13 protein-coding genes are annotated in these 14677 nt (G+C 38.3%); 12 read left to right on the plus strand and 1 reads right to left on the minus strand.

The window, feature by feature from the left end:
* Positions 1-3: 3 nt before the first annotated feature.
* Positions 4-1722, minus strand: coding sequence for a GMC oxidoreductase (locus ACFFU9_RS06505; protein ID WP_379860589.1), 1719 nt, complete (start codon positions 1720-1722; stop codon positions 4-6).
* Between the two features lie 89 nt (positions 1723-1811).
* Here ACFFU9_RS06505 and ACFFU9_RS06510 point away from each other — a divergent pair, with 89 nt between their 5' ends.
* The 12 genes from ACFFU9_RS06510 to proB all read left to right on the plus strand — a co-directional run bounded on the left by ACFFU9_RS06510 (position 1812) and on the right by proB (position 14674).
* Positions 1812-2936 (plus strand): AraC family transcriptional regulator, encoded by a 1125-nt coding sequence (locus ACFFU9_RS06510; RefSeq protein WP_379860590.1) that lies wholly within the window; start codon positions 1812-1814, stop codon positions 2934-2936.
* A gap of 107 nt (positions 2937-3043) precedes the next feature.
* The gene (locus tag ACFFU9_RS06515; RefSeq protein ID WP_379860591.1) at positions 3044-4000 is read left to right on the plus strand and encodes a sugar phosphate isomerase/epimerase family protein; all 957 of its coding nucleotides are present in this window, start codon (positions 3044-3046) and stop codon (positions 3998-4000) included.
* A 28-nt stretch (positions 4001-4028) separates the two neighbouring features.
* Complete coding sequence (locus ACFFU9_RS06520; protein ID WP_379860592.1) at positions 4029-5207, plus strand: MFS transporter; 1179 nt, start codon at positions 4029-4031, stop codon at positions 5205-5207.
* A gap of 8 nt (positions 5208-5215) precedes the next feature.
* Positions 5216-6361: a Gfo/Idh/MocA family protein gene (locus ACFFU9_RS06525; protein ID WP_379860593.1), complete on the plus strand. Its 1146-nt coding sequence runs from the start codon at positions 5216-5218 to the stop codon at positions 6359-6361.
* A 12-nt stretch (positions 6362-6373) separates the two neighbouring features.
* On the plus strand, positions 6374-7426 hold the full coding sequence (locus ACFFU9_RS06530) for a sugar phosphate isomerase/epimerase family protein (RefSeq protein WP_379860594.1): 1053 nt from the start codon (positions 6374-6376) through the stop codon (positions 7424-7426).
* A gap of 12 nt (positions 7427-7438) precedes the next feature.
* On the plus strand, positions 7439-8188 hold the full coding sequence (locus ACFFU9_RS06535; RefSeq protein WP_379860595.1) for a 3-keto-disaccharide hydrolase: 750 nt from the start codon (positions 7439-7441) through the stop codon (positions 8186-8188).
* Positions 8189-8607: 419 nt separating this feature from the next.
* Entirely contained in the window at positions 8608-9174 is a 567-nt protein-coding gene (locus ACFFU9_RS06540) for a hypothetical protein (RefSeq protein WP_379860596.1), read from the plus strand.
* Positions 9175-9202: 28 nt separating this feature from the next.
* On the plus strand, positions 9203-10378 hold the full coding sequence (locus ACFFU9_RS06545) for an argininosuccinate synthase (protein WP_379860597.1): 1176 nt from the start codon (positions 9203-9205) through the stop codon (positions 10376-10378).
* A gap of 70 nt (positions 10379-10448) precedes the next feature.
* Positions 10449-11432, plus strand: a complete 984-nt coding sequence (gene argC / locus ACFFU9_RS06550) for an N-acetyl-gamma-glutamyl-phosphate reductase (RefSeq protein WP_379860598.1) — start codon at positions 10449-10451, stop codon at positions 11430-11432.
* A 66-nt stretch (positions 11433-11498) separates the two neighbouring features.
* On the plus strand, positions 11499-12638 hold the full coding sequence (locus tag ACFFU9_RS06555) for an aspartate aminotransferase family protein (protein ID WP_379860599.1): 1140 nt from the start codon (positions 11499-11501) through the stop codon (positions 12636-12638).
* Positions 12639-12710: 72 nt separating this feature from the next.
* Positions 12711-13907, plus strand: coding sequence for a glutamate-5-semialdehyde dehydrogenase (locus ACFFU9_RS06560; protein WP_379860600.1), 1197 nt, complete (start codon positions 12711-12713; stop codon positions 13905-13907).
* Positions 13907-14674, plus strand: a complete 768-nt coding sequence (gene proB / locus ACFFU9_RS06565) for a glutamate 5-kinase (protein WP_379860601.1) — start codon at positions 13907-13909, stop codon at positions 14672-14674. The genes ACFFU9_RS06560 and proB overlap by 1 nt, the downstream gene beginning before the upstream one ends.
* Positions 14675-14677 lie beyond the last annotated feature (3 nt).

Here is a 14677-nt window from a genome sequence, read left to right on the forward strand (position 1 = left end):
ATCTTAATTTGTTTTATTTTTTTTAAAGATATCAGCAGCATGATTTGCTGCTCGTGCTGTTAATGCCATATAGGTTAATGACGGGTTTTGGCAGGCAGAAGAGGTCATACAGGCGCCATCGGTTACATAAACATTTGGTACAGCATGAATTTGATTGTGTTTATTTAATACCGAAGTTTTAGGGTCGTGACCCATTCTAGCCGTTCCCATTTCGTGTATACAATCTCCAGGAATAGGTGTTCCAATGCGACCTTTTACGTTTTTATAGCCTGCAGCTTTAAATATGGCAACCGCCTGATTCATCATGTCTTGTTGCATTTTTAGTTCGTTTTCTTTAAACTCAGCATCTAAGTCCAGGGTAGGCAACCCCCATTTGTCTAAAATATCATAATTTAAAGACATTTTATTTTCATGGTAAGGTAGGCATTCTCCAAAACCTGTCATGCCTATCCTCCAATGGCCTGGCTTTAAGAGCTCTTCTTTTAATGTTTTTCCAAAACTTAGTTCTGCAACGGCACGCTCCCATCCCGTTCTGCTGGCGCCACCTTGGTAGCCAAACCCGCGAACATAATCTTTGGCCGCGGTTTTCTCGTTTCCTAAGTTTTGAAATCGAGGAATATAGAAACCATTCGGGCGTCTTCCTTTGTAATATTTGTCATCATATCCTTCAACATCGGCAGAAGCTCCAACACCATAATGGTGATCCATGAGGTTGTGTCCCAATTCACCACTATCATTGCCCATACCATTAGGAAATCGCTTTGATTTAGACTGTAGTAGGATGCTGGTTGATGCTATCGTTGAGGCGCAGTTAAAAATGATTGAAGCTTTAAAAAATATTTTTTCATGGGTTTCAGCATCTATTATTTTTACACCAGAGGCTAAACCAGTTGTGTCATCATATACAATTTCGTATGCAATGGAATTAGCCCGTAAATGCATGTTTCCTGTACGCTCTGCTGCTGGCAGGGTAGAGGAGTTGCTGCTAAAGTATCCTCCAAAGGGGCATCCGCGTATGCACCTGTTTCTGTACTGGCAATTGGAGCGCCCTTCATGTACGGCATCTCCTGTTTTATTGGCTACTCTGCCAATCATTAAAAGTCGGTCGTCGTCAAAATTCTCTTCTATGTTTTTTTGTAAATCCTTTTCAACACAATTCAATTCCATGGGGGCCGATAGCTTTCCGTCTGGTAAATGGGCTAAACCTCTGTTCTCTCCAGAAACCCCAATAAATGCTTCAACTTTATCGTACCAAGGGGAAATGTCGTTATAGCGTATAGGCCAATCTACACCATGGCCATCAACTTTATTAGCTTCAAAATCCATGTCGCTCCACCTGTAGGATTGTCTGCCCCACATAATAGAGCGTCCTCCCACGTGGTAGCCTCTTATCCAATCGAAGCGCTTGGGTTCATTATAGGGATGGTCTTCGTAATTAACAAACCAGTGTCCTGATTCAGCATTTACAAATCCACTTCTTTTGTGTATACTGTGTCCCTTTATTTTTTCTGGATCGACTTTTCCTCTGTATTTTAAATCCCAAGATTCACTATGCATGGTTGGGTAATCGTCAATATGCCTAACGTTTGGGCCTCTTTCTAGAACTAAGGTTTTTAAACCGTTTTCACATAGCTCTTTGGCTGCCCATCCGCCAGAGATGCCTGTACCAATTACTATAGCATCATAAGCTTCTGGGTATTCTGATATGTTTTCTGAAGTCATTGTTTTATGTTGTCTAAATTGAGTGTTTTTTAAATCAATTTGAGAATTAATTTATGAATTTATTACTAATTGCTCAAAGATTAAAGTAAATGCTGATTAAATTCATAATGGTTGGGAAATTAGCTATTTTGCGCATCAGTAATGTTCAAATTATTTCAGTGAAAATAAATATACAAAAAATACAGCCTTATGAAGCAGATGGTATTGTGTACCATGCCGATACGTGTTTGCCGTTAATTGATGCTTTTAAAAGAAAGAAAATAAAATTTAAAGCCTTAGCACGGCATACTTATCCTGGTGATAGGTTGGATGAGAATACCATTGGGCTTAATAGCATAGGGTATTGGGATGCGAGTGAGCCTCAAGACTGGGGTTTAGACTGGCATAGGAATGAAGGGCTTGAATTTCACTTTTTAGAATCAGGCACCATGCCGTATTCACAAGAGCATAGGGAGGTTGTTTTGGAGCCTAATGATCTTACGGTAACCCGCCCTTGGGAAGCGCATAAAGTGGGTGGCCCACATGTGGGCATGGGGAAGTTTTATTGGGTTATTATCGATTTGGGGGTGCGTAGGCCACATCAAGAATGGACTTGGCCAGAATGGATCACGCTAACGCCTTCAGACCTTACTAGGTTAACCACTATTTTAAGGCAAAACGAGAAATCCATTTGGAAAACGAATCCGCGGGTTCGGGAATGTTTTCTCCGAATTAACAAGGCGGTTAATACCGATAAAAATGGAAGTAATGCTTCGAGAATTCGATTGTTAATTAATTATTTGTTGATTCTTATTTTGGATTTAATGGACACGGACGATGTGGTTTTAAATGAAACCTTAACAGATAGTTCTAGAAGTGTGAAATTGTTTTTAGACGAGCTTAATAATAATGTAACCGATTCGTGGACCATAGAACGTATGGCGCACTCTGCTGGTGTTGGATTAACACGGTTTACTTACCATTGTAAACAGTTAACCAACTTAACTCCTATGCGATATTTAACCATTAAGCGGCTAGAATTATCAAAGAAAACGCTTTTGGAACATCCAGCTTTAACTATTACGGAGGTGGCGTATATGTGCGGTTTTGCTACAAGTCAATATTTTTCAACTGTTTTTAAAAAGCACGAAAAGTGTTCTCCAAATGAATATCGACTTAATCATGGCGCAACTAAGCAGGGTTTGGCTTTGGAGTCGGTTTGTGATGAAAAGTAATTGTTCAATTTCTTTCACTGAATAAAAATACACATCAAAAAGAATTCAATTTCATAATTTTCACAAGCATTCTTTTAAACAGCATTGCTTTTAAAATATTTTATGATATGAAACGCAGGTTTTTTTTAAACAGAACAGTTCAAGCAAGTGCAGCACTTTCCCTAATGGGGTTATATGCCTGTAAAAATCCTGAAAAAGGAAAAAAGGTTTTACAGACGCTGGATAAAGCGCCATCGTTGTTCTTTAAAATTTCTTTAGCCCAATGGTCTTTGCACCGAGCGTTATTTGATAAGAAAATGGACCATTTGGAGTTTGCCTCTAAATCTAGAAGTTTTGGTTGCGAAGGCCTAGAATATGTCAATGCTTTTTTTAAAGATAAAGCAAAAGACATGGCTTATTTGAAAGAAATGAATACTCGAGCCAATTCTGAAGGGCAACAGAATGTGTTGATTATGATAGATGGTGAAGGCCATTTGGCAGATGCTGATAAAGTAAAAAGAACTCAAGCCATAGAAAACCATTACAAATGGGTGGAAGCTGCACATGTATTAGGTTGTCAGGCTATTCGGGTAAATCTGGCTGGTGGTGTTGAAGAAAACGATGCTGTAAAGGCTGCGGTTGATTCTTTATCAAAGCTCTCAGATTTTGCAAAAGGCTCTAATATTAATGTATTGGTAGAAAATCATGGAGGGTTTTCATCCCATGGTGAATGGATGTCACGGGTATTCTCGAAAATTGAAAATGAAAATTGTGGTACGTTGCCCGATTTTGGAAATTTTTGTATAGAAAAAGATGAAAACGGACAGTGTGTTGATGCGTATGACCGTTATAAAGGAATGTTAGAGTTGTTGCCGTATGCAAAAGCTATAAGTGCGAAATCCTATGCTTTTGATGCGCAAGGCAATGAGACTACTATTGACTATCTGAGAGTCATGGGTATGGTTAAAGATGCAGGGTATGCTGGTTTTGTGGGTATCGAATATGAGGGCAGTGGGGTTTCTGAAGATCAAGGTATTGAATTAACGCGCGATTTATTGATTAAAGTGGGCAAGCAACTTTCGTAATATAAAAAAACTAAACTAAATTTTGAATATGGAACACATTAATAAAAACAGACTGTTTCTAGCAAGTTGCCTAGCATTGATTACTACAGCCATGACTTTTGCTATTAGAGCCCGACTGGAAACCGTTTTTGGTCCAGAAGGCGTAGGCTTAACCTTAGAGCAATTGGGATATGCTTTTGCTCCAGCGTTTTTTGGCTTTACAATTGCCATGATTATTGGAGGGCCTTTAGTCGATTTGTTGGGCATAAAAAAAATCACTTGGATGGCATTTGTAACACATGCCGTAGGGATTGTGTTAACGTTGATGGCAGACTCCATGACGTCTCTTTTTGTGGCTACATTATGTATCGGGATAGGGAATGGTATGGTAGAGGCCGCATTAAATCCTATGGTGGCTTCTCTTTATAGTACTGAGAAAACAAAAATGTTAAACAGGTTTCACGTTTGGTTCCCTGGAGGGATTGTCATTGGGGCTGTTTTAGGTTGGCTTATCATGGATGTTATGGGCTTAAGCTGGCAAGTTATGGTGGCCACCTTATTTGTACCCTTAATCATTTATGGCGTTTTATTTTTTGGTCAAAACATGCCTATTACAGAGCGGGTTCAATTAGGAATTAGTAATAAGAAAATGTTCCTGAGCGTGTTTAAACCCTTGTTTTTATTTATGGTGTTTTGCATGCTTTTAACGGCAGCATCAGAATTAGGAACCACACAACGAATCGAATCGCTTTTAAAAGAATCGGTTGCTGCACCGTTATTGGTATTGGCGTTTATAAATGGTATTATGGCGTTAGGAAGATTGTTTGCAGGGAAAGTAGTTCATAGATTAAAGCCCTCCGGAATGTTGTTGTACTCGGCTATACTTACATTTATTGGCTTGTGGTTGCTTACTCTTGCTAGTGGCGGGATGGTATTTGCAGCCGCAGCTGTATTTGCCGTGGGAGTGACATTCTTTTGGCCTACCATGTTGGGTTTTGTCGCAGAGTATTTGCCAGAAACTGGAGCTTTAGGGCTTTCCATAATGGGGGGTGCAGGTATGTTTTCGGTATCTATCGTATTGCCTATTATGGGTAATCTTATGGATACGGGTAGTGCTGGCGAGGCGTTGCGTACCATGTCTATTTTACCGGCCATACTTATAGCGGCATTTGTAGGTTTAAATATCTACATGAAAAAATATAAAACAGTTACAACACAACACGTATAAATATTACAATGACAAGAAAATTAAGAATGGGAATGGTTGGTGGAGGCACCGGCTCATTCATTGGCGATGTTCATAGAAAAGCAGCTTCCATTGATGGAAGGATAGAATTGGTGTGTGGTGCCTTTAGTAGCACGGCCGAAAAATCAATTGCTTCTGGGAAGGCTTTGAATTTAGACCACAATAGGTGCTATGGTTCATTTGAAGAGATGATTTTGAAAGAAAAGGCATTGCCTGAGGAGGTTCGGATGGACTTTGTTGCGATTGTTACACCTAATCATATGCATTTTCCGCCCACAAAAATGGCTCTAGAAAATGGGTTCCATGTGGTGTGCGATAAACCAGTAACCTTAACGCTGGAAGAGGCGATTGCGCTTCAAGAGCTTATAAAAAGTAGTGGGAAACTATTTGCCTTAACCCATAACTATACCGGGAACTCTATGGTAAAACAAGCGAGAGCAATGGTTGCAAATGGCGAGTTGGGAACCATAAGAAAAGTACAGGTTCAATACTTACAAGGCTGGTTGTCTACCACGGTGGAAACGACCGATAATAAACAAGCGGCCTGGAGAACCGACCCTAAAAAATCTGGGATTGGTGGCGCTTTAGGTGATATAGGAACGCATGCCGAAAACTTAATGGCTTACATTACAGGACTAGAAATCCATGAAATTGCTGCCGATCTTGGAACGTTTGGAGCGGGGCGTGTTTTGGATGATGATGGTAATATGCTGATTAGAATGACAAATGGTGCAAAAGGCAGTATTTCCATTTCGCAAATAGCCTTAGGTGAAGAAAATAATTTGGCCATTAAAGTTTATGGTACCAAAGGGAGTTTGGAGTGGCATCAAGAGAATCCCAATGAGTTGATTACGCGTTGGTTAGACGAGCCTAAAAAGGTGTATACCCCAAACGGAAATGGTCTGCATCCAGAAGCCCTGAATGTTTCTAGAATTCCGGCAGGACATCCAGAAGGATATTTAGAGGCATTTGCGACCATTTATAAAAATTTCGCGGAGCATCTTACAGCTATTAATAACGGAAATATTATTGAAAAACCAGATTATCCAAGCATTGAAGAGGGCGTTAGGGGTATGAAATTTATCTATGCCGCTGTGAAAAGTGACGCTAATAATGGAACTTGGACCACATTATAAAACATTTATGTTATGAAAACGATTAAAGGACCTGCTGTTTTTTTAGCACAGTTCGCTGGAAGCGACGCACCATTTAATACTTTAGATGGTATGTGTAAATGGGCATCAGATTTAGGTTATAAAGGCATCCAAATTCCTACTTGGGAACCTGGATTAATAGATATTGATAAAGCTGCTACAAGTCAGACGTATTGTGATGAGCTGAAAGGGAAGGTCAACGCCTATGGGTTGGAAATAACCGAGCTTTCTACCCATTTGCAAGGGCAACTGGTAGCGGTAAATCCAGCTTACGATACCATGTTCGATGGTTTTGCACCTGATAAAGTGAGACGCAACCCTAAAGCGAGAACCGAATGGGCTATAGATATTGTAAAAAAAGCAGGAACGGCAAGTGGTCGTTTAGGTTTAAAATCGCATGCTACATTTTCGGGAGGGTTGTTGTGGCATACCGTCTACCCGTGGCCGCAACGCCCCAACGGGTTGGTGGATATGGGTTTTGAAGAATTGGCGAAGCGTTGGCTTCCTATTTTAAATCATTTTGATGCACAAGGGGTAGACGTCTGTTATGAACTGCATCCTGGAGAAGATTTGCATGATGGTATTTCTTTTGAGCGCTTTTTGAAAGCCACTGGAAATCATAATCGGGCCAATATTTTGTACGATCCGAGTCATTTCATATTACAACAATTGGATTATTTAACGTTTATAGATTACTATCATGAGCGTATTAAGGCCTTCCACGTTAAGGACGCCGAATTTAATGCTACGGGCAAACAGGGGGTTTACGGCGGGTATTCCGACTGGAAGGATCGGGCAGGCCGTTTCCGTTCGTTAGGGGATGGGCAGGTAGATTTCTCAGGAATCTTTTCAAAATTAACCACCCATGGCTGCGACGTCTGGGCTGTTATGGAATGGGAATGTTGTATAAAGTCGTCTGAACAAGGTGCGAGAGAAGGTGCGCCTTTTATACAAAAACATATTATTGAAGCGGCAGAGCGTAGTTTTGATGATTTTGCAGGCGGAGATACAGATGAGAATTTATTAAAAAGCATCTTAGGGATTTAAAATAAAAGTCGTATGTGGAAAATGGTTTGGTGTTTTGTGATGTCTTGTTCATGTGTTGTTTTTGCTCAAGACAGAAACAAAACGATGAAGCCAGAGGATACAGAGCTTTGGGAGCCTAAAGTATCTGTTGTGAAACCGGGAGTAGGGCATGCGCCGCCCAGTGATGCCATTGTCTTATTTGATGGCTCAAATTTAGAGCAATGGGAAAGTGTGGGGGGATCTGGAGCGGCAGACTGGTATATCAATAAAGATGGCAGTATGACCGTTAAAAACAACGCGGGTGATATTCAAACCAAATCATGTTTTGGGAGTGTGCAGCTTCATATAGAATGGAAATCGCCTGTAAAGGTTCAAGGTGAAGGCCAAGCACGTGGAAATAGTGGCGTGTTTTTGCAATCTCGATATGAAGTCCAGGTACTGGATAACAATAATAATGACACATATGTAAATGGCCAAGCAGGGTCTATTTACAAACAATCGGCACCATTGGTCCATGCAGCCGTTAAAACTGGTGAATGGAATACTTACGATATCATTTATCACGCCCCAGAATTTGATGCTAATGGTCATGTAAACAAACGTGCTACCATGACTGTGTTGCTTAATGGGGTGTTAATTCAAGATCATGTTTCGCTTTTAGGCCCCACGGTTTTTGTTGGGCACCCAAAGTATGTAAAACATGGTAAAGCGCCATTACAATTACAAGATCACCAGGACAATAGCCGAGTAAGCTTCCGAAACATTTGGCTTAGAGAACTTTAATGTAGAAATTAAGCAACATGATATATAAAGATATGGATTTTTTATATATCATGTTGTATACTAAATAATAAAGTGTAGTTTTGTACTTTATATTAACGAAAGGGGCTTGCGCCGACGATTTAGAGTTAATAGTTTAGGTAGTTATTCAGTGAAAACAGGAAGCCACATATCTCTTATCTCTCATGTTTTAGTAGCAAATACTAAAACAGCTGTTGTGCGTATTCCTCAGAATCGTCCCTAGGGGACGATATCTTTTAAGAAAGTAGTTTGCTTTCCATTTCCGTTAATATTTTTTAAATATAATTATTCGTTATTAAAGTAAAAAAGATACTTTAGTAAGAACTATTTTGATTTAAGGGTCAGGGTTCTGATTTTTTAGATTTTAATAGACATGTGTTTTTTAAAAACCATAAATTAAAATGAATACTGCATTGGATATTGATATCAAGACTGTTATAGAAGAAGCTGAGGCCTATTGTGAAAAATCAGAAATAGAAATAAAGCTGGTTTATAAACTTTCTAATAAAACCTTAGAAATTATTTCAGAGCGATCGAAAGAGCTTCCTACCTTATATTATGTAAGTGTAGAAATGTTAAAGAAACGTGTTCAGAACGGATGCTTTATATTGAAAAAAGAAGACCGAATTTATGGCCATATCTTTGTTCATGAGCATCTTGTTAAAGGCCATTCTGTATACGAGCGGTCTTGTTTATGGGTGGATCGTGAGTGTCGAAATTACAACCTTGGCTTATTGTTGATGGCTAAAATGACCGAGTTCTTTTCCGACACCTTTCTGATCTCGATAGCACAAACCCCGAAAGTACATCATTACAACGAATTGTTAGGGATGACGCATGTGACATTATCTAAAATGTCGGTGGTATTGGTTGAAGAACTTGAAAAACTAGGAAAATTGCGTGATGAACTTAATTATAGATATTATGTAAATGCCTGTTTTGAGTCTGAAATTAGACAATTAAAATAAAAAAAATAAGTTATAAAATAGTATAAAAATGAAAAAACTAGTAATAGCCTATAGTGGCGGATTAGATACGTCGTACTGTGCCGTAAGTCTTTCCAAAGAATATGATGTTCATGCTGTAAGTGTGAATACGGGAGGTTTTACAAAAAAAGAAATTGAACATATAGAAAGCAATGCCTATAAAATGGGTGTTTCAACATATAAGAACATTAATGCAGTGCCTACTTTTTACCAAAAAGTGGTTAAATACTTGATTTTTGGAAATGTTTTAAAAAACAATACCTACCCATTGTCGGTAAGTGCAGAGCGTATCATTCAGGCTATTGAAATTGTAGAATATGCCAAAAGTATTGATGCAGAATATATCGCCCATGGGAGTACAGGGGCTGGTAACGATCAGGTGCGTTTTGATATGATCTTCCAAACCTTGGCACCACATATTAAAATCATTACACCCATAAGAGATGAGAAATTAACCCGGCAAGAGGAAATAGATTATTTAAAGGCCAATGGTATCGATATGTCTTGGGAAAAGGCAAAATACTCGATTAATAAAGGACTTTGGGGCACAAGTGTAGGAGGATCGGAAACCTTAACTTCAGAAAAACCTCTGCCAAGTGAAGCTTACCCATCGCAATTAAAACACGCCGAAGAGGAAAAAGTATCTTTAAGTTTTTTAAAAGGGGAATTGGTAGCCGTAAATGGGATAGAGAATGCACCTGAAATTAATATAGAAGTACTTAATGATTTAGCAGCTCCTTATGCTATTGGAAGAGATATCCATGTAGGGGATACCATTGTGGGTATTAAAGGGCGTGTTGGTTTTGAAGCTGCCGCGGCATTAATTATTATTAAAGCGCATCATTTATTGGAAAAGCATACGCTAACCAAATGGCAATTGCAACACAAAGAGTATCTCGCAAGTTTTTATGGGATGCATTTACATGAAGGGCAGTATTTAGACCCTGTAATGCGTGATATGGAAGCTTTTTTAACAAGTAGCCAAGATAAAGTGAGCGGCGAAGTTACCGTAACTTTAAAGCCCTATCATTTTAGTTTAGACGGCATAAAGTCTGATCACGATTTGATGAATGCGAAATTTGGAAGCTATGGAGAGGTTAATACAGGCTGGACGGCCGATGAAGCTAAAGGATTTATAAAAATTCTTGGGAATGCGAATAAAATATATCAACAAGTAAATTCTTAATCATAACATGAAACTTGGATCTGTTAGAATTTAAAAATTTTTACAGGTGTAATAGAAAGGGATTTTTAAAATGAAAAAAATTAAAGTAGGGATTATAGGGGGTGCAGGTTATACAGCTGGCGAGTTAATAAGATTGTTGATTTCGCATCCAAATGCTGAAATGGATTTTGTGTACAGCACGAGTAATGCAGGAAATAAAATCAGTGACGTGCATCAAGATTTGGTTGGTAATTTGGAGCAGAAATTTACAGGTACCATAAATCCAAATGTCGATGTATTGTTTTTGTGCTTGGGACATGGAAATTCCATTAAATTTTTAGAAGCGAATACCTTTTCTGAGCAGACCAAAATCATCGATTTAGGAAATGATTTCAGATTGGAAAACGATAAGGTTTTTAAAGGTAAAACATTTGTGTACGGTTTGCCCGAGTTACAAAAATCAGCTATTGAAAAAGCGGATTACATTGCTAACCCAGGTTGTTTTGCAACCGCCATCCAATTGGCATTATTGCCTTTGGCAGAAAAGAATCTTTTAAAACACGATGTGCACGTTAATGCGGTAACGGGAGCTACAGGAGCTGGTACTTCATTGTCGGAAACTACTCATTTTACTTGGAGAGACAATAATTACTCCTATTATAAGCCCTTTACACATCAGCATTTGGGGGAAATAAATCAATCTGTAAAACAGTTGCAGGGTAATTTTTCTTCAGAAATATTGTTTATGCCCAATCGTGGTAATTTTTCAAGAGGCATCTTTGCTACCGTATATACCGATTATGAAGGCACTCTGGAAGAGGCGGTGACTATCTTTAAAGCCTATTATAAAGATGCTGCGTTTACATTCGTTTCAGACAAGGAGCTGCACTTAAAACAGATTGTGAACACCAATAAGTGTCTGATCCACTTGCATAAGCACAACAATAAATTACTGATTACAAGTATGATCGATAATTTGTTGAAAGGTGCTTCAGGACAAGCGGTTCAAAATATGAACTTAATGTTTGGTTTCCCAGAAAAACAAGGCATTGAACTAAAAGCCACTTACTTTTAACTTTTAAAAGAAAAAGCTAGGCTAATTTATCAATAGAAAGTATTAATCACATTAAAATTAATTATAATGCCATTATTTGACGTTTATCCCTTATATGAGGTCACTCCAGTTTCTGGGAAAGATATTTTTGTTTATGATGATAAAGGAACAGCATATTTAGATTTATATGGCGGACATGCTGTAATATCCATAGGTCATGCACATCCTCATTATGTAGAGGCCATAACCAAACAAGTAGCAGCCTTAGGGTTTTATTCCAATGCGATACAGAATCCCTTACAAGTAGCATTAGCAAATAAATTAGAAGCGCTTTCTGGGTGTAAGGATTATGCTTTGTTTTTGTGTAATTCTGGGGCAGAAGCTAATGAAAATGCCTTAAAATTGGCATCTTTTAAAACAGGGAAGTCTAGGGTTATTGCCTTTAAAAATGGATTTCATGGCCGTACCTCGGCCGCAGTTGCTGTAACCGACAATACGAATATTGTAGCACCTATAAACGCCCAACAAGACGTCACATTTTTAGAACTTAATGATGTTGAAGGTGTTAAAAGAGAATTAGAAAAAGGCGATGTTTGTGCGGTAATTGTAGAATTTATACAAGGTGTTGGCGGATTAGATCAAGGATCTAAAGCATTTTTTGAGCAGGTTGATGCCCTGTGTAAAACAAATAACACCTTTTTTATAGCCGATGAGGTACAGTCTGGATATGGGCGTTCTGGAAAATTCTTTGCTTTTCAGCATTATAACGTAAATCCAGAGGTTATTTCTATAGCCAAAGGCATGGGAAATGGGTTTCCTATTGGGGGCATCTTAATACATCCAAGCATTGAGGCAAAACATGGTATGCTGGGCACTACTTTTGGTGGAAATCATTTGGCTTGTGCTGCTGGTTTAGCGGTGTTAAACACTATTGAAGAAGAGCGTTTGATAGCGAATGTTAATGCTATTTCAAATTATTTTATCTCGAAAGCGAAAAGTATTCCACAGATAAAAAATATTAAAGGCCGTGGTTTAATGATTGGGTTGGAGTTCGATTTTGAAATTGGCAATCTTAGAAAAAAACTAATTTATGAACACCACATCTTTACGGGTGGCGCATCGAATAAAAAACTGATTCGTATTTTGCCTCCATTAACTATTAAGAAAGAGCATGTGGATCAGTTTTTCGAAGCTTTAGAAAAGGCTTTAGATCATACGGATAGCTAATATAGGCGGCTTTCAATGGCTCGAAATTTATAAAATAAAAGTCTTGGAACTTTAAATCTTAAAATAAAAAAAATGAATACGTTATTATCCTTGGAAACAAGAAATGCAGTTTTGCTTAAAATGGCAGCACTTTTGGAACAAGAACGCGCTGAAATTATTAAAATCAATAAAGCGGATCTTGAAGCTTATGATGGTAATGATATTTCCATGCACGACCGTTTAAAGGTAGATGATAGCAAAGTGGATGAAATGATTGCATCTGTAACCCATTTAGCATCTCAAGAGGATCCTGTGGGTGTAGAGCGCTTTCAGTTTAAACACGATAATGGCATGCAGGTTTATAACAAAACAGCATCTTTTGGAACCGTTTTGATTATTTATGAATCTAGACCCGATGTAACGGTGGAAGCCGCAGGAATCGCATTTAAATCGGGTAACAAAATATTATTAAAAGGGGGCAAGGAGTCTTTAAATTCTAACTTAAAAATTGTTGAGTTATGGCACCAAGCTTTAAAAGCGAATCAGGCTTCTAGTGATTGGGTTGAATATTTACAATTCAACAGAACAGAAACGCAAGCATTTTTAGAAAAGCCCACCCAAAAAGTCGATTTAATTGTACCAAGAGGTGGCGAGAAATTAATTGCTTTTGTAAAGCAGCATGCCTCGTGCCCTGTTATTATAAGTGGTCGTGGCAATAATTTCGTGTATGTACATAAAGATGCTAACTGGGATATCGCATTAAAACTTATCCTTAATGGCAAAACCGCTAAAATATCGGCGTGTAATGCCATTGATAAGGTTATAATCGATAAAAATCTTCCTAAAAAAGATGAGTTTATCAAGACGTTAATTTCAAAACTTAAAGAATTTGATGTGCAGATTCTTGGGGATGAAGCGCTTTTAAAACAAGATGGAGTGGAGCCAATTCCTGCAGATAGCACATGGTATGAAGAGTTTTTGGATTATAAAATTGCTATAGGTGAAATTGATTCCAATGCCGATGCCATTGCTATGATAAATAAGTATTCGGGTGGCCATTCTTCAGTTATCGTAACCACCGATAATAAGGAGGCTAAAACATTTATGGAAAATGTGGACACAGCAGCTGTGTATCATAATGCGTCTTCTCGTTTTACAGACGGCAGTCAATTAGGGTTGGGTGGCGAACTGGCTATTAGTACCGATAAATTACATCAAAGGGGGCCTATAGGATTACAACATTTAGTAACCAATAAATGGTACGTGCATGGTACTGGACAAATAAGATAATGGCACAAAAGAAAAAACGAATTCTATTAAAAATAGGATCCAACACACTTACCAAAGAGACAGATAATATTTCTAGAGGTAAAATTGAGGATCTTGCCATACAAATAGCACAGCTGCAGGATACGCATGAGTTTGTGATTGTAACTTCTGGCGCCATTGCTGTGGCAAAACAATTTGTAAAACTGGAAACCAATCGAAAGCCTATATTTGTAAAACAGGCTTTGGCAGCTATTGGGCAACCGCATTTAATACGGATTTACCAAGAGATTTTTAGAGAACATCGTTTGCTTACCGCACAATGTTTATTGTCATATTCCGATTTCGAAAGGAAAGAGAGTCGAGAGAATATTGTAAATACCATTAATGTATTGGTGAGCAATAATTACATTCCTATCATTAATGAAAATGATACCGTGGCCACCGACGAAATTAAATTTGGCGATAACGATAAGTTAGGGGCCTTAACCGCATCGCTTTTGGGAGCCGATTTATTTATTATCGCTACCAATACCTATGGAATTTACACCAAGGAATCGATAGCAAACAAAGCTCCCGAAACTATTGAAGAGGTAACCGATATAGATACGCTTATCAATCAAGTGGTCGATTCTAAATCCTCTCACGGCAGTGGTGGTATGCAGTCTAAAATAGAAGCCGCATCGGTAAGTAAAAAAGCGAATATAGAAACATGGATAGTAAACGGGCTTGAAGATTTTTTTATAGTGAATGCTATGGAAAACAAAGTACCATTTACTAAAATAAAATAAAAG

Source organism: Mariniflexile ostreae, from assembly GCF_042427585.1.
Lineage (GTDB): Bacteria > Bacteroidota > Bacteroidia > Flavobacteriales > Flavobacteriaceae > Pseudalgibacter > Pseudalgibacter ostreae.

What these genes read in the sequence shown, in the direction of transcription:
- ACFFU9_RS06505 (WP_379860589.1), bottom strand. Translation starts at nt 1,722, where the DNA reads ATGACTTCAGAAAACATATCAGAATACCCAGAAGCTTATGATGCTATA.
- ACFFU9_RS06510 (WP_379860590.1), top strand. Translation starts at nt 1,812, where the DNA reads ATGCTGATTAAATTCATAATGGTTGGGAAATTAGCTATTTTGCGCATC.
- ACFFU9_RS06515 (WP_379860591.1), top strand. Translation starts at nt 3,044, where the DNA reads ATGAAACGCAGGTTTTTTTTAAACAGAACAGTTCAAGCAAGTGCAGCA.
- ACFFU9_RS06520 (WP_379860592.1), top strand. Translation starts at nt 4,029, where the DNA reads ATGGAACACATTAATAAAAACAGACTGTTTCTAGCAAGTTGCCTAGCA.
- ACFFU9_RS06525 (WP_379860593.1), top strand. Translation starts at nt 5,216, where the DNA reads ATGACAAGAAAATTAAGAATGGGAATGGTTGGTGGAGGCACCGGCTCA.
- ACFFU9_RS06530 (WP_379860594.1), top strand. Translation starts at nt 6,374, where the DNA reads ATGAAAACGATTAAAGGACCTGCTGTTTTTTTAGCACAGTTCGCTGGA.
- ACFFU9_RS06535 (WP_379860595.1), top strand. Translation starts at nt 7,439, where the DNA reads ATGTGGAAAATGGTTTGGTGTTTTGTGATGTCTTGTTCATGTGTTGTT.
- ACFFU9_RS06540 (WP_379860596.1), top strand. Translation starts at nt 8,608, where the DNA reads ATGAATACTGCATTGGATATTGATATCAAGACTGTTATAGAAGAAGCT.
- ACFFU9_RS06545 (WP_379860597.1), top strand. Translation starts at nt 9,203, where the DNA reads ATGAAAAAACTAGTAATAGCCTATAGTGGCGGATTAGATACGTCGTAC.
- argC (WP_379860598.1), top strand. Translation starts at nt 10,449, where the DNA reads ATGAAAAAAATTAAAGTAGGGATTATAGGGGGTGCAGGTTATACAGCT.
- ACFFU9_RS06555 (WP_379860599.1), top strand. Translation starts at nt 11,499, where the DNA reads ATGCCATTATTTGACGTTTATCCCTTATATGAGGTCACTCCAGTTTCT.
- ACFFU9_RS06560 (WP_379860600.1), top strand. Translation starts at nt 12,711, where the DNA reads ATGAATACGTTATTATCCTTGGAAACAAGAAATGCAGTTTTGCTTAAA.
- proB (WP_379860601.1), top strand. Translation starts at nt 13,907, where the DNA reads ATGGCACAAAAGAAAAAACGAATTCTATTAAAAATAGGATCCAACACA.